Origin of the sequence: Pseudomonas inefficax (genome assembly GCF_032164165.1) — a bacterium.
Taxonomy (GTDB): Bacteria; Pseudomonadota; Gammaproteobacteria; order Pseudomonadales; family Pseudomonadaceae; genus Aquipseudomonas; species Aquipseudomonas inefficax.
Window position 1 is genome coordinate 5,455,994 of record NZ_CP134401.1, and the last position, 18,190, is coordinate 5,474,183.

The 18,190-nt window shown below is 64.2% G+C and carries 15 protein-coding genes; 4 read left to right on the forward strand and 11 right to left on the reverse strand.

Features of this window, described 5'->3' with window-relative positions:
- Positions 1-28: 28 nt before the first annotated feature.
- The 3 genes from RIN61_RS24570 to proP all read left to right on the forward strand — a co-directional run bounded on the left by RIN61_RS24570 (position 29) and on the right by proP (position 3,766).
- Complete coding sequence (locus tag RIN61_RS24570; protein WP_112253497.1) at positions 29-922, forward strand: PA4780 family RIO1-like protein kinase; 894 nt, start codon at positions 29-31, stop codon at positions 920-922.
- A 207-nt stretch (positions 923-1,129) separates the two neighbouring features.
- Entirely contained in the window at positions 1,130-2,104 is a 975-nt protein-coding gene (gene hemB / locus RIN61_RS24575) for a porphobilinogen synthase (protein WP_013972900.1), read from the forward strand.
- A 159-nt stretch (positions 2,105-2,263) separates the two neighbouring features.
- Positions 2,264-3,766 (forward strand): glycine betaine/L-proline transporter ProP, encoded by a 1,503-nt coding sequence (proP, locus tag RIN61_RS24580; protein WP_112253498.1) that lies wholly within the window; start codon positions 2,264-2,266, stop codon positions 3,764-3,766.
- Here the strand turns inward: proP and RIN61_RS24585 are convergent, their stop codons facing one another.
- From RIN61_RS24585 to RIN61_RS24605, 5 genes are all read right to left on the reverse strand, one after another.
- Positions 3,767-4,468, reverse strand: coding sequence for a YoaK family protein (locus tag RIN61_RS24585; RefSeq protein ID WP_112253499.1), 702 nt, complete (start codon positions 4,466-4,468; stop codon positions 3,767-3,769).
- Between the two features lie 10 nt (positions 4,469-4,478).
- A complete protein-coding gene (locus RIN61_RS24590) occupies positions 4,479-5,105 on the reverse strand; it encodes a riboflavin synthase subunit alpha (protein WP_252378561.1) in 627 nt (208 codons plus the stop codon).
- Between the two features lie 955 nt (positions 5,106-6,060).
- A complete protein-coding gene (treS, locus tag RIN61_RS24595) occupies positions 6,061-8,127 on the reverse strand; it encodes a maltose alpha-D-glucosyltransferase (protein ID WP_112253501.1) in 2,067 nt (688 codons plus the stop codon).
- A 189-nt stretch (positions 8,128-8,316) separates the two neighbouring features.
- Positions 8,317-9,159, reverse strand: coding sequence for a TIGR03915 family putative DNA repair protein (locus RIN61_RS24600; RefSeq protein ID WP_313854717.1), 843 nt, complete (start codon positions 9,157-9,159; stop codon positions 8,317-8,319).
- Positions 9,150-10,370, reverse strand: a complete 1,221-nt coding sequence (locus RIN61_RS24605) for a putative DNA modification/repair radical SAM protein (RefSeq protein WP_112253503.1) — start codon at positions 10,368-10,370, stop codon at positions 9,150-9,152. The genes RIN61_RS24600 and RIN61_RS24605 overlap by 10 nt, the downstream gene beginning before the upstream one ends.
- A gap of 145 nt (positions 10,371-10,515) precedes the next feature.
- Here RIN61_RS24605 and mqo point away from each other — a divergent pair, with 145 nt between their 5' ends.
- Complete coding sequence (mqo, locus tag RIN61_RS24610; RefSeq protein ID WP_112253504.1) at positions 10,516-12,093, forward strand: malate dehydrogenase (quinone); 1,578 nt, start codon at positions 10,516-10,518, stop codon at positions 12,091-12,093.
- Positions 12,094-12,248: 155 nt separating this feature from the next.
- Here mqo and RIN61_RS24615 read toward each other — a convergent pair whose 3' ends face one another.
- The 6 genes from RIN61_RS24615 to RIN61_RS24640 are packed head-to-tail and all read right to left on the reverse strand — an operon-like array spanning position 12,249 to position 18,152.
- Entirely contained in the window at positions 12,249-13,820 is a 1,572-nt protein-coding gene (locus RIN61_RS24615) for an ArnT family glycosyltransferase (RefSeq protein ID WP_313854720.1), read from the reverse strand.
- Positions 13,821-13,823: 3 nt separating this feature from the next.
- Complete coding sequence (locus tag RIN61_RS24620) at positions 13,824-14,096, reverse strand: lipid-A-disaccharide synthase N-terminal domain-containing protein (protein ID WP_112253505.1); 273 nt, start codon at positions 14,094-14,096, stop codon at positions 13,824-13,826.
- Positions 14,093-14,836 carry a glycosyltransferase family 2 protein gene (locus RIN61_RS24625; protein WP_207878107.1) on the reverse strand — a complete coding sequence of 248 codons (744 nt, stop codon included), beginning with the start codon at positions 14,834-14,836 and terminating at the stop codon, positions 14,093-14,095. The genes RIN61_RS24620 and RIN61_RS24625 overlap by 4 nt, the downstream gene beginning before the upstream one ends.
- A gap of 32 nt (positions 14,837-14,868) precedes the next feature.
- Positions 14,869-15,843 carry an NAD-dependent epimerase/dehydratase family protein gene (locus RIN61_RS24630; protein WP_215520970.1) on the reverse strand — a complete coding sequence of 325 codons (975 nt, stop codon included), beginning with the start codon at positions 15,841-15,843 and terminating at the stop codon, positions 14,869-14,871.
- Positions 15,831-17,168, reverse strand: coding sequence for a UDP-glucose dehydrogenase family protein (locus tag RIN61_RS24635; RefSeq protein WP_112253508.1), 1,338 nt, complete (start codon positions 17,166-17,168; stop codon positions 15,831-15,833). Before RIN61_RS24635 ends, RIN61_RS24630 begins: the two co-directional genes overlap by 13 nt.
- 48 nt (positions 17,169-17,216) lie before the next feature.
- Positions 17,217-18,152 carry a LysR family transcriptional regulator gene (locus tag RIN61_RS24640; RefSeq protein ID WP_313854726.1) on the reverse strand — a complete coding sequence of 312 codons (936 nt, stop codon included), beginning with the start codon at positions 18,150-18,152 and terminating at the stop codon, positions 17,217-17,219.
- Positions 18,153-18,190 lie beyond the last annotated feature (38 nt).

Below are 18,190 nucleotides of genomic sequence, written 5' to 3' on the forward strand. Positions count from 1 at the left end.
TCACAGCCAGGACCCCGAACGCAGCCTGATGAAGACACCCAAAAGAATCGAACCCCTGATCGAAGACGGCCTGGTCGACGAAGTACTGCGGCCGTTGATGAGTGGCAAGGAAGCCGCCGTGTATGTCGTGCGTTGTGGCAATCAGGTGCGCTGCGCCAAGGTTTATAAAGAAGCCAACAAGCGTAGTTTCCGCCAGGCGGCCGAGTACCAGGAGGGCCGTAAGGTCCGCAACAGCCGTCAGGCCCGGGCCATGGCCAAGGGCAGCAAGTACGGCCGCAAGGAAGCCGAAGACGCCTGGCAGAACGCCGAAGTGGCGGCGCTGTTCCGCCTGGCCGGCGCTGGTGTGAGGGTTCCCAAGCCCTACGATTTCCAGGATGGCGTACTGTTGATGGAGCTGGTGACCGATGCCGACGGTGACGCGGCCCCGCGCCTGAACGATGTGCACCTCGAGGCCGAGGATGCCCGGGCGTTCCACGCCTTCGTCATTCGCCAGATCGTGCTGATGCTGTGTGCCGGGCTGGTGCATGGCGACCTGTCGGAGTTCAACGTGCTGCTTGGCCCGGACGGGCCGGTGATCATCGACCTGCCGCAGGCGGTGGATGCAGCGGCCAACAACCACGCCTTCAGCATGCTGCAGCGTGATGTGGCCAACATGGCCCATTATTTCGGGCGCTTTGCGCCGGAGCTGAAAAGTACCCGTTATGCGCAGGAGATTTGGGCCTTGTACGAGGCGGGCAAATTGCTGCCTGACAGCGAATTGACCGGCGTGTTCGAGGATGACGAACATGAAGCCGACGTAAGTGGCGTGATGCGCGAAATTGACGCAGCCCGGCTGGATGACGCCCGGCGCCGCGCGGCGCGCGCCGAGGCCGAGCATGGAGAGGCCAGGGCAGAGGAGCCTGCGCCGCCCTGGCTTCAGTGATGTGTTGCCTGTGCCGGCCTCTTCGCGGGCACGCCCGCTCCCACAGGAATCGCGCTGTACTTGTGGGAGCGGGTTTACCCGCGAAGAGGCCGGCACAGGAAAAATGCAGCCATTGCCTTTGACGCAAGACAATATCTCGTCATCTGGCCTTTTCACTGGCGCGCGACAGGCATAAGGTATACGCCGTTCAAATTCCCTGGAGCTGTCATGTCCAACCAATTCCCGTCCGTTCGCCCCCGCCGCCTGCGCCAGAACGAGTCCCTGCGCACGATCTTCCAGGAAACCGAGTTCCGCCTTGAAGACCTGATCCTGCCGATCTTCGTCGAAGAGGGCATCGATGACTTCGTGCCGATCACCAGCATGCCGGGCGTCAACCGCATCCCCGAGAAGCTGCTGGCACAGGAAATCGAGCGCTATGCCCGCGCCGGTATCAAGTCGGTAATGACCTTTGGCGTTTCGCACAACCTGGACGCCGTCGGCAGCGACACCTGGAACGAAAACGGCCTGGTCGCGCGCATGTCGCGCATCTGCAAGGACACCGTGCCAGAAATGGTGGTGATGTCCGACACCTGCTTCTGCGAATACACCAGCCACGGCCACTGCGGCGTGCTGCACGACCACGGCGTGGACAACGACGCCACCCTGGCCAACCTGGGCAAGCAGGCGGTCATCGCCGCCGCTGCCGGTGCCGACTTCATTGCCCCGTCGGCGGCGATGGACGGCCAGGTCCAGGCCATCCGTAGCGCACTGGATGGTGCCGGCTTCCATGACACCGCGATCATGGCCTACTCCACCAAATTCGCCTCGTCGCTGTATGGCCCGTTCCGTGAAGCCGGTGGTACCGCACTGAAGGGCGACCGCAAGAGCTACCAGATGAACCCGATGAACCGCCGCGAAGCCGTGCGTGAGTCGCTGCTCGACGAGCAGGAAGGGGCCGATGTGCTGATGGTCAAGCCGGCCGGAGCCTACCTCGATGTGATCGCCGACATCCGTGCCGCGTCCCGCCTGCCGCTGGCGGCGTACCAGGTGAGCGGTGAGTACGCGATGATCAAGTTTGGCGGCCTGGCTGGCGCCATCGATGAAGGCCGGGTGGTGCGTGAAAGCATTGGCGCGATCAAGCGTGCCGGTGCCGACCTGATCCTCACCTACTTCGCCATGGACCTGGCCCGCGAAGGCATCTGACCGCGAGCCGTTGCCCATGCAAGCCGCTGCCATGGCAGCGGCTTTTCTTTACCGGCCCAGCAATCGGTGAGGAAAAATACAAAAAAGCAGTAAGCGCTGAATTATTTAGTGTCCCGTTGTATCTCATCCCTTAGAGCATTCATCGACAGGGATACGGACATGAAACCTCGCAAGAAAAACCTCCAGCCAATCGGCCTGAAGGACATCACCATTGTCGACGACGGCAAGATGCGCAAGGCAATCACCGCGGCAGCGCTGGGCAATGCCATGGAGTGGTTCGACTTCGGCGTCTACGGCTTCGTCGCCTACGCCCTGGGCAAGGTATTCTTCCCCAACGCCGACCCAAGCGTGCAGATGATCGCGGCGTTGGCCACGTTCTCGGTGCCGTTTCTGATCAGGCCTCTGGGCGGGCTGTTCTTCGGCGCCTTGGGCGACCGATTCGGGCGGCAGAAAATCCTCGCTGCGACCATCGTGATCATGTCGCTCAGTACCTTTGCCATCGGCCTGATACCGTCCTATGCCAGCATCGGTATCTGGGCGCCGATCCTGTTGCTGCTGGCCAAGATGGCCCAGGGCTTCTCGGTGGGGGGCGAGTACACCGGTGCGTCGATCTTCGTCGCCGAATATGCCCCTGACCGAAAACGGGGGTTTCTCGGCAGTTGGCTGGACTTCGGCTCGATTGCCGGGTTCGTGTTGGGTGCCGGTGTGGTGGTGTTGATCTCTACGGTCCTGGGTGAGGACAAGTTCCTCGAATGGGGTTGGCGCCTGCCGTTCTTCCTCGCCTTGCCGCTGGGCATCATCGGCCTGTACCTGCGCCATGCGCTGGAGGAAACGCCAGCCTTCCAGCAGCATGTCGACAAACTGGAGCAGGGCGACCGCGAAGGCCTGGCTTCCGGGCCCAAGGTGTCCTTCAAGGAGGTTGCCACCCAGCACTGGCGCAGCCTGGTGACCTGCATCGGCGTGGTGATCGCCACCAACGTCACCTACTACATGCTGCTCACGTACATGCCCAGCTACCTGTCGCACAACCTGCACTACAGCGAAGACCATGGCGTGCTGATCATCATCGCAATCATGGTCGGCATGCTGTTCGTGCAGCCGATGATCGGGCTGCTCAGCGACAAGTTCGGCCGTCGACCGTTCATCATCGTCGGCAGCGTCGGCCTGTTCGTGCTGGCCATCCCGGCATTCATGCTGATCAACAGCGGTGTACTGGGGGTGATCTTTGCCGGGCTGCTGATCATTGCCGTGCTGCTGAACTTCTTCATCGGCGTGATGGCCTCCACGCTACCGGCAATGTTCCCCACGCACATCCGCTACAGCGCCCTCGCCAGCGCCTTCAATATCTCGGTGCTGATCGCCGGCCTCACCCCGACCATCGCCGCCTGGCTGGTGGAGAGTACTGGCAACCTGTACATGCCGGCCTATTACCTGATGGTGATCGCGGCCGTGGGGCTGGTCACCGGCCTGACCATGAAGGAAACCGCCAACAAGCCGCTGCGCGGCGCGGCACCGGCAGCATCGGATATCGAGGAAGCGCGTGAGCTGCTACAGGAGCACCACGACAACATCGAGCAAAGGATCGAGGACATCGATGCGCAGATTGCCGAACTTGAGGCCAAACGCAAGTTGCTGGTGCAGCAGCACCCGCGCATCGAGTGATCAGTGTGGCATGTAGCCACGCTGCCATGTCCGCGGAATGAACCGCGACACCAGGGCCAGCACGCAGGCCAGCGCGCAGCTGCCGGCCAGCGCCTGCAGGCCCAGGTGATGCTCCAGCCATGCACCCAGCGCGGCGCCCAGCAGCATGCCGGCCCAAGGCACCAGTTGCACCCGCCAGCCATTGCGCCGCTCGCCCAGCAGCCAGCGCGCCAGCCCACGACCGAAGCGTGACAGGGCGCCGGTGACGTAGGTCAGGCCGATCGGCAGGCCGTTCACCTGTTCGACCACGGCGTTGATCATGCCCATGGCCAGTGTGGCAGCGAGCAGCGCTGGAAGGGTCGCAGCCCAGGGCCATGCGGCTGCAAAGCCCAGCAGGGCGGCGACCACCAGCAGCACCGGCCAGGCCCGGCGGCGGAAAGCGCGCGCCAGCAGCACGCCCAGGGCGTTGCCGACGACGAAGCCCAGCACTGCAGCACTCAGGCGCAGCACCAGGGCCAGGTCTGCATCGCTGATGGCAACAGCCAGGCGCGTGGTGTTGCCACTCATGAACGACACGAAGTCGCCCAGCGCCAGCAGGCCAATGGCATCGGTCATGCCGGCCAGCACCGACAGGCCGGCGACCAGGCCTAGGCCGACACGACCACGCAGAACCTGCAGGCGTAGCCGCTTGGCTGTGCGCGCGGGAAGGGTGTTGGGCAGCATGCTCGGGAACTCAGCGAGGCATTTCGCGGGCCAGGGTGCTCTTGATGGTGCGCTCTACTACATCGACCAGCACCATGGTCTGGTGGTCCACTTCGATATTGAGCAGATCGCCGGCCTTGTAGTCAGGGAAGGTGGTCTGGCGCAGGGTTTCCGGGATCAGGTTGATGGTGATCACGTTGTCCTCGACATCGGCTACGGTCAGGCTGCAGCCATTGACCCCGATGAAACCGCGCGGGAACACGTACTTGCCCCATTCCGGGGGCATGCGGAACTTGATGAAAGCACCGGTTTCCTTGATCGACAGCTCGACGACTCCGGCGGTGGTGGCGATGTGGCCGGCCATCAGGTGGCCGCCGACTTCGGCGTTCATCTTCGCCGAACGTTCGATGTTGACGCCCTGGCCGGCCTTGAAGTTGCGCAGGTTGGTACGCTCCAGGGTGGCGGTCATGGCGTCGAACCGGACCTGGGTGCCGTGGATCTCGGTGACCGACAGGCAGGTGCCTTCGACACTGACGCTGGCGCCGATCTTCAGCTCGTCGAGCAGTTCCGAGGTGAGGTCGATGGTGAACTGGTTGTGGCCCGGGTAGGTGGTCACATCAAGTAGAGGGCGGACGGCCTGGACGATGCCGGTGTACATGGAGTTGCTCCTGGGCACGGGAAAGAAAACTTCCGAACGCTATGCCCGTGGAGCGGTAAAAGCAAGCTGGCCATTTGTCTGGGCACTTGGAGCCCCCGCGGCACCCTGTGGGGGCGGGCATGCCCGCGAAGCAGGCGACGCGGTGGATGGCACCGGCTGCGCCGGTGTTCGCGGGTGAACCCGCTCCCACAGGTATGGCGCATTCCTTCCGCTGACGGGGTCCTTGTGGGAGCGGGCATGCCCGCGAAGCAGGCGACGCGGTGGTGGCACCGGCCACGCCGGTATTCGCGGGCGCGCCCGCTCCCACAGGTATGGCGCATTCCTTCAGCTGGCGGGGGACTCTGTGGGAGCGGGTTTACCCGCGAAGCAGGCGACGCGATGGAGGGCACCGGCTACGCCGGTGTTCGCGGGCGCGCCCGCTCCCACAGGTATGGCGCATTCCTTCAGCTGGCGGGGTCCTTGTGGGAGCGGGCATGCCCGCGAAGCAGGCGACGCGGTGGTGGCACCGGCTGCGCCGGTGTTCGCGGGCGCGCCCGCTCCCACAGGTATGGCGCATTCCTTCAGCTGGCGGGGTCCTTGTGGGAGCGGGCATGCCCGCGAAGCAGGCGACGCGGTGATGGCACCGGCTACGCCGGTATTCGCGGGCGCGCCCGCTCCCACAGGTATGGCGCATTCCTTCAGCTGATGGGCCCCCTGTGGGAGCGGGTTCACCCGCGAAGCAGGCGACGCGGTGGTGGCACCGGCTGCGCCGGTGTTCGCGGGCGCGCCCGCTCCCACAGGTATGGCGCATTCCTTCAGCTGACGGGGGACTCTGTGGGAGCGGGTTTACCCGCGAAGCAGGCGACGCGGTGGATGGCACCGGCTACGCCGGTATTCGCGGGCGCGCCCGCTCCCACAGGTATCGCGTGGCTGCCGTTCAGAGCTTCACCGGCGAAGGCAATGGGGCGAATACAATTCAGACATGGCCGCTGCTGTTGACGATTCGCAGGCACAGCGCCTCATACGGGTCCAGGTTTACCATCAGTCGCCCATCCTCGGTCAAATCCCCTTCGACCGTTTCATTGATCATGTCCACCACCGGCCCCGGCGTAAACCCGCTCAGTTGCAGCTCCTCGGCAATCACTTCCTGGCCAAAGTTCAGCGCACTGATCTGGATACCGCGCCCGGCCGGCAGCTCATGCACCATCACCAGCAAGCCGGGGCTGCTGACTTCGGGCACCAGCACCTGGCGGCTGGTGGCAATGCCATAGGCCTGGCGCACCGCCAGCAGTTTCTTCACCTTGCAGGCAAACGAATCGCCATTTTCCAGCTGGCTGTCCAGGCTGCCATACAGCGCCCGGGCCCGGGGCATGCCACGTACCGATGACTGGGCCTGCGGCTCCAGGCCGGCCAGGTCGTAGCCGCCCCGGTGAATCCAGCGGGTATCGCCATCGAGCATCCGCTGCGCGACCGCTTCGGCGGGCAAGGGCAGGGCGCCCACCAGGTCCCAGCCGGACAACGCCACCACCCCTGGCTGCATGGCGTTGTACATGACCAGCAGCAGGTGCACCTTCTGGATCAGCTCGATTTCTGCCACCCCGATCTGCCCAAGGTCGCGGATGCCCAGGGCGGCAGCGATCAGGCTGGCCGTGGTACAGGCTATGCCATTGGTGACGAAACGCAGGTTGTACGGCGCATGCTCGCCCGACAGCCGTTCGTAGATCTCTTCGCGAATGTGCTCGCGCAGGATGCCGCCCGGCAAGGTCTGGCCTTTGTACAAGTACATGTCATGGGCATGCAGGGTCCAGAAATGCACCAGTTCCACGGTCAACTCGTCATGGTTCTGCAAGGCATGGATCAGCGAGGCCGGGTCGATGCCGAAGGCGTGCATTTCCTTGAGCATCAGGCGCAGGAACTCGGTGTCGCCGGTCAGCAGCGCATGCTGGTAGGCCGGCCGGGTAATGAAATCGTAGGACAGGTCGGCACCGCCTTTGGACATCTGCGCGATGTCGTCGAGGGTCAGGTTCAGCTCCTGGAAGCTGAAGCCGCCAGCCTTGCGGATCATGCCGCCGATCAGCTGGTTGCCGACGATCGACAGCGGGTGGCTTTCCGACCAGGCCGTGCCGCTGGCGCGCGTTTCCACGCCGAGAAAGCCGTTGGCATCCAGGCGCAGGCCGCGGGCACCCAGGCAGTCCAGGGCGTGCAGGGCATCGCCAATGATCATCTGCTGGGCGGCGAAGGTCGGGTCCAGCCAGTTCAGCGACGGCTGGCCTTCCTTGAAATAGTGCAGGTACACCCAGCGCCGGGTCTTGCCATCCACACCGGTCACCGGCGGCGTGGCGCTCCAGTCGGTTTCCTTCACCCCTGGTTCGAAGAAGATCACCCGTTGCAGCTGGCCGACGATGTAATGGCGGGCCTTGAGCTCGTCGCACTGGGCCGGCAGCAGGTTGACCGCGTCGCGCCCGGCAGGCACTTCGGGCAGCAGCGGCCAGTCTTCCTCGCGGATTTCGACCATGTGGTACAGCCCCGGGTAGGGGCCGTAGGCCAGCTCGGCCAGGCGGAAGTCGGCGCCCTTGCCAGTGTGCGAGGGGATCAGGTCGTCGATGGTCACGGCGTTGTGCGCGGCGGCCATGCGGCTCATCTGGACCAGCTCCTGCTCGCTGCCGTACAGCGGGTCGATGTCGAAACTGATGCGGTCGAAGTTGCCGTCCACGCTGGGGGTGAGTTCACGGCCGCGAATGCCGCCGGACAGCTTGATAGGGCCGGTGTGCAGGCCCTGGATGCCGATCTCCGACAGACGCTTCCACAGCGCCTCGTGGGCCAGGGCGCCAAGCACCGAACAACCTTCGGGGGCGATGATGGCATCGGGGTAGACGGTCAGCCAGACCGAAGCGATTTCAGTGGCGCGGCGGGGCTGGGCTTCTGCGTAGGGCTGTTGCCACAGGCGCGACTGGCCCGAGTACAGATGGGTGCGTTGCTGGGAGGCCCTGAGCATGGCGCGGTCTTCGAGCCATTTGACGTATGACGGGTCGGGTTGGGTCATTTCGCGTCCTCTTTGCGTGTCGGCAGCGGCTCAGGTTATGACGACTGTGGCGGCTGATCGTTCGGCTCGAGAATGGTGTGGGCTGCTTCGCGGGCTCGCCCGCTCCCACAGGGTAGGCGTACCGCCTGCACATTCAGTTGTCTAAACGACAGCGCAGCCCACAGGGCCTCCGCACACATTGAGAACTCACTACCGCATGGGCTTGCTGATTTGCTTGCCAGCCCGGGAGGCAACTTCCAGGGCTTGGCCGTCCCGTTGCTTGCCTTGCCGGGCCTGGCCTTCGAGCTGCGGAATCAGCATGCCCTCCGGCAAATGTCGCCAGAACCGCCCGGGCATGTGCAGGCGCAAGGCATCGGGGTTGAGGCGGGCAGGGTTGAAGGTATGGCGATAGTAGGTTCGCCATAACTCGGCGCCAGGGTCTTCGGCATTGCGGGCCCACTGGCGCCAGGGTTCGGGGCACTGGCGCTGGTAGTCGAATGCCTGGCCATCGAAGCGTATGCCGTCGTGCGCCGTGGCAATCATCCAGCGCAAACGCCCCAGGCGGTCGGCGAAATGTGCACTGGCGCTTTCCAGAATGTCATGCGCCGGCTCGTGATAGGCCACCAGGTCAAGGTGCAGCTGTTCAGCCAATACTTCGGGCAGTGGCACGAAGCGTACGAACGCATGCAGGTGGTGCGCTTCGCGATTGACCTGCTTGATCCGCCTTTGCAACTCACTGCCCAGTCGATCACCTGCCAGCATTGCCGTGCGGTCGCCATGGGCCACCCGCCAAAGTACCTCGTACAGCAGGTTCCAGCGGTGCTCGCCACGGTAGCGGGCGGCCTGTTCCAGCTGGCTGAGCAGCGCCGCTGGCACCTTGGCGCGAAAAGGACCGGCGCCTTCCGGCAACGCGGTCGGTACGGCCAGCAAATCTGCCACCGGCCCCTGCAGCCAGGTGACCTGCGACGGGTCGATGCCATGCCCCAACAACACCCGGGCCTGGTCACGCCAGATGGCGAACAGGCCGTCGCAGTCCAGCGCGATCATCCCCACAAGCCCATCTGCACCGGCGCCTGCGGCTCACGCAAGCGCGCCCTCAGCAGGCCGCTGCGCAGCTCGGCCTGGGCTGGGCGGTAGTCGCTGGTGACAATGAACGGGCGCGCCTTTTCCAGTACACAGCGCAACTGGATCAGGTCATCGTAGCGAACGCGCCGTTCGCGGCGCAGGGCTACCAGGCGCTGCACGCTGCGCAGGCCGATGCCGGGGATGCGCGCCAGTAGCGCCGGCTCGGCACGGTTCACATCCAATGGGAACACTTCGCGGTTGGCCAGCGCCCAGGCCAGCTTGGGGTCGATGTCCAGTGCCAGGTTGCCGCTCTGGCCCAGCAGCTCGCCGGCCTTGTAGCCATAGCCACGCAGCAGGAAGTCAGCCTGGTACAGGCGGTGTTCGCGCAGCAGCGGTGGTGCGGCCAGGGGTACGCTGCCGGGGCTGTCGGGGATGGGGCTGAAGGCGGAGTAGTACACGCGCTTGAGACCGTAGCCTTGGTACAGCGATTCGGCATTGCGCAGCAATGTGCTGTCGTCGGTGCTGTCGGCCCCGACGATCACCTGGGTGCTTTGCCCGGCCGGGGTAAAGCGCGGCGCCTTGGGCTCGTGGGCTACGGCTTGCTGGCCCTGATGGATCACGCCCATGGCCTGGCGAATGGTGTGCGCCTGTTTCTCCGGTGCCAGGCGTTTCAGGCTGGCATCGGTCGGCAGCTCGATGTTGACGCTGAGCCGATCTGCCAGGCGCCCGGCCTCCTCGATCAGCAGCGGGTCGGCATCGGGGATGGTCTTGAGGTGGATGTAGCCACGGAAGCCGTGCTCCTCGCGTAACAGCCGCGCCACGCGGATCAGCTGCTCCATGGTGTAGTCCGCCGAGCGGATGATGCCAGAGCTGAGAAACAGGCCGCTGATGCAGTTGCGCCGGTAGAAGTCCAGCGTCAACCGGACCACTTCCTCGGGGGTGAAGCGTGCGCGTGGCACGTTGCTGGAGCGGCGGTTGACGCAGTACTGGCAGTCGTAGAGGCAAAAGTTGGTCAGTAGCACCTTGAGCAGTGACACGCAGCGCCCGTCGGGGGTGTAGCTGTGACAGATGCCCATGCCATTGGTAGCGCCCAGGCCATCAGCCCCGCGCGAGTTGCGCTTGGGCGCGCCGCTGCTGGCGCAGGATGCGTCGTACTTGGCAGCATCGGCAAGGATGCCGAGTTTGGCGATGAGTTGCATGGGGCTGACCTGTAATACTGAGTATTCATACAGTATTTTGAGATGTGACGGATTGCAAGTGATTGTGCAACAGCGATGCCCGACCAAATCCGTCATCTAAGCTTGTGGCTGAACTTACGGATGGCAACGAGGCAAGGGAGAAATTATGAAGATCACCATCAAGCCGGTATTGGCACTGACCGGGCTGGCCTTGGCATTCGGCATGCTCGGTGCCCGGGCCGCGGAAACCAGGAAGGTCGATGTCATGCTGGTGGGCGGCGGCATCATGAGTTCAACCCTGGCAATCTGGCTGAATGAGCTGGAGCCGGGTTGGTCGATGGAAATGGTCGAGCGCCTGGACAAGGTCGCCGAAGAAAGCTCCAACGGCTGGAACAATGCCGGCACCGGCCACTCGGCCCTCGCCGAGCTGAACTACACCCCGGAGAAGGACGGCAAGGTCGATATCAGCAAGGCGGTGGAGATCAACGAGTCATTTCAGGTCACCCGCCAGTTCCTCGCCTGGCAGGTGAAGCAGGGCGTGCTGAAGAACCCGCATTCCTTCATCAATACCACCCCGCACATGAGCTTTGTCTGGGGCGACGACAACATTCGCTTCCTGAAGAAACGCTACGAAGCCCTGCAGGCCAGCCCGCTGTTCAAGCCCATGCAGTACTCCGAGGACCACGAGCAGATCCGCAAGTGGGTACCTTTGATGATGGAAGGCCGCGACCCCAACCAGAAACTGGCCGTGACCTGGACGCCGATCGGCACCGACGTCAACTTTGGCGAGATCACCCGGCAGTACGTGGGTTACCTGCAGACCCGGCCGAACTTCGACCTCAAGCTGTCGACCGAAGTGCAGGCCATCACCCGCAACGACGACGGTTCCTGGCATGTCGAATACAAGAACCTCAAGGACGGCAGCAACGCGGCCACCGACGCCAGGTTCCTGTTCATCGGCGCTGGTGGTGCCGCGCTGCCGCTGCTGCAGAAGTCGGGCATCGACGAGGCCAAGGACTATGCCGGTTTCCCGGTCGGTGGTTCGTTCCTGGTCACCGACAACCCGGCCATCGCCCAACGTCACATGGCCAAGGCCTACGGTATCGCCGCCACCGGCGCGCCACCGATGTCGGTACCGCACCTGGACACCCGCGTGCTCGATGGCAAGCGCATGATCCTGTTCGGGCCGTTCGCCACCTTCTCGACCAAATTCCTCAAGCAGGGCTCGCTGCTTGACCTGTTCGCCAGTGCCAGTGTGCACAACGCCTGGCCCATGGTAAGGGTCGGGGTGCGCGAATTCGACCTGGTGCAGTACCTGATCGGCCAGGTGCTGCAATCTGACGATGACCGTTTCGAAGCATTGCGCACCTACTTCCCCGAGGCGAAGAAGGAAGACTGGCGGCTGTGGCAGGCGGGCCAGCGGGTGCAGATCATCAAGAAGGACGAAGCATTGGGGGGTGTACTCAAGCTTGGCACTGAAGTGGTGACGTCCAGGGATGGCAGCATTGCCGGATTGCTGGGGGCTTCCCCTGGCGCCTCGACCGCGCCGCCGATCATGCTCGATGTGCTGGGCAAGGTGTTCAAGGACAAGATGGCATCCCCACAGTGGCAGGCGAAGATCAGGCAGATAATCCCGTCCCATGGCATTCGCCTCAACGACCACCCGGACCAGGTGCAGAAGGAGTGGGCATACACCAACGAGGTGTTGCAACTGAATCCTCCTGAGAGTGCCGTTACGCCTTAGGCAGGAGCAAGATTTGCTCCAATGCTGAAAGTTGGCGCGGTCTCCTGTAGGAGCGGCCTTGTGTCGCGATGGGGCGCGAAGCGGCCCCAGGTTTTCAGCTTCGCAGCAGAGATTGCCGGGGCCGCTGCGCGGCCCATCGTGACACAAGGCCGCTTCTACAAGGGCCAGTGCTGGTTTGAAGAGATATCCAGGACAGTTGCTCCCAAAGGGATAGCGCCCACCCAGGCGAAGTGGTAGGCATGGCTGGGGGCGGTGGCCTGGCACTGGCCGTTATCGGCATCGGCACCAACCACATACCATTCGGCGCGCGAGGTCTCGCCCAGCCTGCGTGCCTTGTCTGCACTGAAGCAGCGGCCCAGTTCCGAAGCCGGGACCAGGGCGAAGGCCGCAGGGTTGTGGCGCAGCCAGTAGACGGCCGCATCCGCCCTGGACTGGCCGGTGAAACCGAAGTGCACGATGGGTTGTCGGGCAAACAACCAATGCCCCTCGCGCCAGTTGACCAGCACCAACTCGGCGCCGCCGGTGGCCCGTGCGGCTTCAGTCATCAATGTCTCATGCGGGTTGCGGCCTTCCTTCAGCGGCTCGACGAAGCCGCGCGCAAACCACAGCGCGAACCATGCCAGGGCCACGGCAGTGAACGCCTTGCGCCAGGCCGGCCGGCCCCCTAGCCAGCGCTTGAGCAGCCACGGCAGCAGTGGCGCAATGGCCAGCACCAGGCCCGGCAGCGCCGGGAAGATGTACAGTTTGCGTTTGCCGCTGCTCAGGCTGAAAAACAACAGTACCAGCGCCACCCAACCGAGCAGCAACAGGAAGCGCCCATCGTGTTTGTGCAACTGCCGGCGCCAGGCCGGTATCAGCCAGGGCAGGGCCAGCACCAGTGGCAGCCAGTACTTGGGGATGACCTTGACGAAGAAGTACCAGAACGGTTCGCGATGGTCCCAGGCATTGGTATAGCGGCTGGCGGTCTGGCGCAGCAGGATTTCCTTCAGGTAGGCCAGCTCTGCCGCGCCACCGCCATGGGCAATCGATACCAGCAGCGGCAGCAGCCAGACCGCGCAACCGGCCAGCAGCCACGCCAGCCCCAGGCTCCAGCGCCAACCCTGGCCGGGCATGGCCACCACCCCGTGCCAGTGGTGGCGCACCGCCCAGGCATAGGGCAACAGAAGCAGCGCCGGGATAAAGCCCACGCCCTTGCTGATGATACCCAGGCCCATGGCCGCGCAGGCCAGGTAGAACCAGCCCCAGGCCGGCCCGAGCAGCAAGTGGCGCAGCATGCCGTAGAAACCCAGCGCCACCCACAGGCACAGGAAGCTGTCGATCTGCCCGGTGCGCAAGATGCTGTAGCTCTGGTAGGTAGCCAGGAACAGCAAGGCGGCGATCACACCGATGCGCCGGGTCCACAGGCGCCGCCCCAGGTCATGCAGCACCCAGGTGATGGTCGCCGCCGACAGCAGCCCTGGCAGGTACAGGGCAACCTTGGGCGAGCCGGTGAGGTGGCTGAACAGGGCCACGGTCCACATGAACAGCGGCGGCTTGTCGCCGTAGATTTCCCCCGCCCGGTGCGGGATGAACCAGTTGCCGCCCTGCAGCATTTCCAGGGCGACGCCGAGAAAGCGTTCTTCGTCCACATTCATCGGCTGGCGCCAGCCGATACCCGCGCCCACCAGCAGCACGGCGAGGGCAACCAGGGCCAGGCGTTCGGCCCCGAGCGTGCTGAACCTTGGCAAGGGCTATTCCTTCTGTTCCTGGTGTCGGGCGATCAGTTGCAGATTGCGCAGGTAGACCAGCAAGCCGAAGCCCTGGCCAATGATGAACACCGGGTCCTGGCGATAGATGGCATAGGTCAGCAGCAGCGCGCTGCCGAGCATGCTCAGGTACCAGAACCCCACCGGGATCACGCTGCGGCGCTTGAACTCGCTGTACAGCCACTGCAACACGAAACGCCCGGTAAATACGGCCTGGCCGGCGAAGCCGATGACCAGCCACAGGGTTTCGCGGGTCATCCTTCGAGCTCCTGGGGGCGCGTGTCCAGGCGGGTGCGCCGGATCAGCCACCAGACCCCGAACAAGTCGAGGATGCCGACCAGGGCGCGGTCCAGGTTGCCGTACTTGGACACCCCAGCCCGACGTGGGCGGTGGTTGACCGGGTGTATCAGCATGCGGCCATTGTGGCGCAGGATCAGCGCCGGGATGAAGCGGTGCATGTGGTCGAAGTAGGGCAGGCGCAGGAAGGCTGCGCGCTCGATCAGTTTCAGCCCGCAGCCGGTGTCTGGCGTGGCGTCCTTGAGCAAGCGGCTGCGCAGGCCGTTGGCAAGCCGCGAGGCCCAGCGTTTGCTGGCGCTGTCGCGGCGGTTGACCCGGTGCCCGGCCACCAGCTTGACGCCACCGGCCAGGTCCTGGTTGGCGCGTACCAAGGTCAGCATGCCGGGGATGTCCGCCGGGTCATTCTGACCGTCGCCGTCCAGGGTTGCCAGCCAGCGCCCGCGGGCAGCCTGGGCGGCATGCCACAGCGAAGTGCTCTGGCCCAGCGACTGCTGGTGACGGAGGATGCGCAGTTGCGTGTAGCCCTGGTTTTTCAGTTGCAGCAGTACGCTAAGGGTGCGGTCGCTACTGCCGTCATCGACCACCAGTACTTCAAAGTCTTCAGCCGCCAGTGCGGTGCGTATTTCCATCAGCAGTGATGGCAGGTTGTCGACCTCGTTCCTGGCGGGAATGAGCACCGAGAGGTCAAGTGGATCTGTCATGAGGCTACCTGTGCTTATTGTGATTGCGCGGCTCAAACCCGGTAGAAATCCCGGTACCAGCCAACGAAGGCGTTGACGCCGTGTTCCAGCGACGTGCCCGGGGAGTAGTCGATCCAGCGCGCCAGCGAGCCGGCGTCGGCCCAGGTTTCCAGCACGTCACCCGCTTGCAGCGGCAGGTAGTCGCGTCGGGCCTTGATGCCCAAGGCACGCTCCAGGCATTCGACGAAGTGCAGCAGCCGTACCGGTTGGCCACGGCCGATGTTGAACAGCTGGCAGGGCGGCTGTCCCTCGGCCGGCAGTGGCGGCTTCAGGCGCAGGCGCACAATGCTCTCGACGATGTCGTCGATGTAGGTGAAGTCGCGCCCCATCATGCCGTTGTTGTAGACCTCGACAGGTCGGCCCTCGATCATCGCGCGAGTGAACTTGAACGGCGCCATGTCGGGGCGGCCCCAGGGGCCGTACACGGTGAAAAAGCGCAGGCCGGTGGTTGGCAGCTGGTACAGGTGTGCGTAGCTGTGCGCCATCAGTTCATTGGCGCGCTTGCTGGCGGCATACAGCGACAGCGGTTGCTCGGCCGGGTCGTCGACGCTGAACGGCAGCTTGGCGTTGGCGCCGTATACTGAACTGCTGGAGGCATAGATCAGGTGGCGGGGCGGCTGCTGGCGGCAGGCCTCGAGGATGTTGAGAAAGCCGACCAGGTTGGCCTGGCCATAGGCGCCGGGGTTGTCCAGCGAATAGCGTACCCCGGCCTGCGCTGCCAGGTGGATCACCTCACTGAACGCCTGGCCGGCGAACAGTTGTTGCAGTTCGTTCGGGTGGGCGATATCGAGGGTGTGGAAGCGGAAATTGGCAAAGCCGAACAGTTGCTGCAGGCGCGCCAGTTTCAGCTGGACGCTGTAATAGGTATTGAGGTTATCAATGCCAACCACCTCTATGCCTGCTTCGCACAGGCGCCGTGCAACGTGGTAGCCGATGAAACCCGCCACGCCGGTAATCAATACGGGCATGCTGGCTGCACCTGGCCACGGCCGATGCCGTAATAAGTCAGGCCGGCGGCGGCCATGTGCTCGGGTTCGAACAGGTTGCGCCCGTCGAACACCACCCGGTCGGCCAGCTGTTGCGGCACCTTGTCCAGGTTGAGCACGCGGTAGTCCTGCCATTCGGTGACGATCACCAGGGCATCGGCGCCGTGCAGTGCGTCGTCCTTGCACGGCACCAGTTGCAGGTCGGTGCGCGGGCCGTAATGCCGCTGGATTTCTTCCATGGCCTGCGGGTCATGGGCCTGCACCCGCGCGCCGGCGGCCCACAGCGCTTCCAGCAGGACCCGGCTGGAGGCCTCGCGGATGTCATTGGTATTGGGCTTGAACGACAAGCCCCACAAGGCGAAGACCTTGCCCCGCAGGCCACGTGGGTAGTGGCGCTGGATCTTGTTGAACAGCCGGCCCTTTTGCTGCTCGTTGACCGATTCCACCGCACGCAGCAACTGCGGTTCGAAGCCTTCGGCCTCGGCGCTGCGGCGCAGGGCTTGCAGGTCCTTGGGGAAGCATGAGCCGCCAAAGCCGCAGCCGGCATAGATGAAGTCGTAGCCTATGCGCGGGTCCGAGCCGATGCCGCGGCGCACCATTTCGATGTCGGCGCCCAGGTGCTCGGCCAGGTTGGCGATTTCGTTGATGAACGAAATCTTGGTCGCCAGCATGCAGTTGGCCGCATATTTGGTCAGTTCGGCGCTGCGCGCATCCATGACCATGAGCTTTTCGCGGTTGCGGCTGAACGGCAGGTACAGCTCGCGCAGCAGTTCTACCTCGGCGGGTTCCGCGCCACCGATGATGATGCGCTCCGGGCGCATGCAGTCATCGACAGCCGAGCCTTCCTTGAGGAACTCGGGGTTGCTGACGACATGGAAGCGGCTGGTATCGGCCACGGCCTGGGCGATGCGCGCCTTGATGCGGTGCACCGTGCCGACCGGCGCGGTGGATTTGTTGACGATCAGCTTGGGGCCGTCGGCATGTTCGAGGATGCTGTCGACCACGGCGAACACGTGCTTCAGGTCGGCGCTGCCATCGGCCTGTGGCGGGGTGCCGACGGCGATGAACTGCAACCTGGCGTAGTTGGCCGCTTCGCTGGCGTCGGTGGTGAAGCGCAGGCGACCGCAGGCCAGGTTCTTCTCCAGCATCGGCGCCAGGCCGGGCTCGAAGATTGGGCAATGGCCTGCATTGAGGCTGGCGACCCGCTCGGCGTCGACATCCATGCATAACACCGAATGCCCCACCTGGGCCAGGCATACTGCCTGGGTGAGGCCGACATAGCCGGTACCGAAAACCGTGACCTTCATTCGACAGCTCCTTGGCGAGAAAGCTGTAAAAAAATGTCACATCGTTGTTTAGATATTGTTACTTGCGCAGGCCGCAGCCTCTTGTGCGACGTTCCACAGCTGCTGGCGGAACCAGCGCCGCAAGGGGTCGGCGTGGGTGCGTTCATGCCAGATCTGCATCACCTCGATTGCGGGCAGTGTCAGCGGCAGCGGGTACATGAGCAGGTCGTCATCACGCTCGGTGGCTTCGATGGCCAGCGAGCTCAGGCATGTGAGCAGCAGGTCGGTGCCGCGCAGCAGGCGCGTGGGGGCTACAAAGCTGGACAGGCCAGCCACGACCCGTCGTTGCATGCCCTGGCTGCGCAGGGCGCGGTCGACCAGGCCATCGAGGTCGCCGGTGAGGGTGGTGAGCAGGTGGTCGCTGGCGAGGAAGGTATCCAGGTCCAGGCCGTTTTCCAGGCCTGGATGGCTGCGCGAGGCCAGCACTACCAAGTGTTCGCTGAGCAGGCGTTGTTGGTGGAAGGTTTCCGGCAGGTCGGTGTAGAACCCGGCAACGGCCAGGTCACAGGTGCCTTTCTCCAGTTCTTCACGAGGTAGTTGGCCGCGAGTGTTGTGGGTGACCAGCGTCAGGTTCGGTGCCTGGCTGCGCAGGATCGGCAGCCGCCTGGGCAACAGGGTCTGCTCCATGAAATCGGTGCTGTACAGGTGCAGGCGGGCAGGGCGGGCGAGGAAGTCCTGCCCTTCGCAGCGCTCATAGAAACCTTCCAGGCCCTCTACCAGGCGTTCTACCTCGGGCGCCAGTTCGTGGGCACGTGGTGTCGGGGTCAGGCCCCTGGGCGCGCGGACGAACAGCGGGTCGCCAAACTGATGGCGCAGCTTGTTGAGTTTGTGGCTGAGGGCAGGCTGGCTCAGCGCCATGCGCTGGGCTGCAAGGGTAGCGTTGCGTTCCTGATACAGCACATGGAACAGGTACAGCAGGTTGAGGTCCTTGCTGGTGATATTCATTTTCTGGATCACAGGCATAAGAGCTTTCGAATTATCGA

Bases quoted from the DNA above. Each gene is read 5' to 3' on its own strand.
- RIN61_RS24585 (WP_112253499.1), bottom strand. From the start codon at position 4,468: ATGCTGCCCAACACCCTTCCCGCGCGCACAGCCAAGCGGCTACGCCTG.
- hemB (WP_013972900.1), top strand. From the start codon at position 1,130: ATGTCCAACCAATTCCCGTCCGTTCGCCCCCGCCGCCTGCGCCAGAAC.
- RIN61_RS24590 (WP_252378561.1), bottom strand. From the start codon at position 5,105: ATGTACACCGGCATCGTCCAGGCCGTCCGCCCTCTACTTGATGTGACC.
- RIN61_RS24635 (WP_112253508.1), bottom strand. From the start codon at position 17,168: ATGAAGGTCACGGTTTTCGGTACCGGCTATGTCGGCCTCACCCAGGCA.
- RIN61_RS24630 (WP_215520970.1), bottom strand. From the start codon at position 15,843: ATGCCCGTATTGATTACCGGCGTGGCGGGTTTCATCGGCTACCACGTT.
- RIN61_RS24625 (WP_207878107.1), bottom strand. From the start codon at position 14,836: ATGACAGATCCACTTGACCTCTCGGTGCTCATTCCCGCCAGGAACGAG.
- proP (WP_112253498.1), top strand. From the start codon at position 2,264: ATGAAACCTCGCAAGAAAAACCTCCAGCCAATCGGCCTGAAGGACATC.
- RIN61_RS24620 (WP_112253505.1), bottom strand. From the start codon at position 14,096: ATGACCCGCGAAACCCTGTGGCTGGTCATCGGCTTCGCCGGCCAGGCC.
- treS (WP_112253501.1), bottom strand. From the start codon at position 8,127: ATGACCCAACCCGACCCGTCATACGTCAAATGGCTCGAAGACCGCGCC.
- RIN61_RS24640 (WP_313854726.1), bottom strand. From the start codon at position 18,152: ATGAATATCACCAGCAAGGACCTCAACCTGCTGTACCTGTTCCATGTG.
- RIN61_RS24605 (WP_112253503.1), bottom strand. From the start codon at position 10,370: ATGCAACTCATCGCCAAACTCGGCATCCTTGCCGATGCTGCCAAGTAC.
- RIN61_RS24570 (WP_112253497.1), top strand. From the start codon at position 29: ATGAAGACACCCAAAAGAATCGAACCCCTGATCGAAGACGGCCTGGTC.
- mqo (WP_112253504.1), top strand. From the start codon at position 10,516: ATGAAGATCACCATCAAGCCGGTATTGGCACTGACCGGGCTGGCCTTG.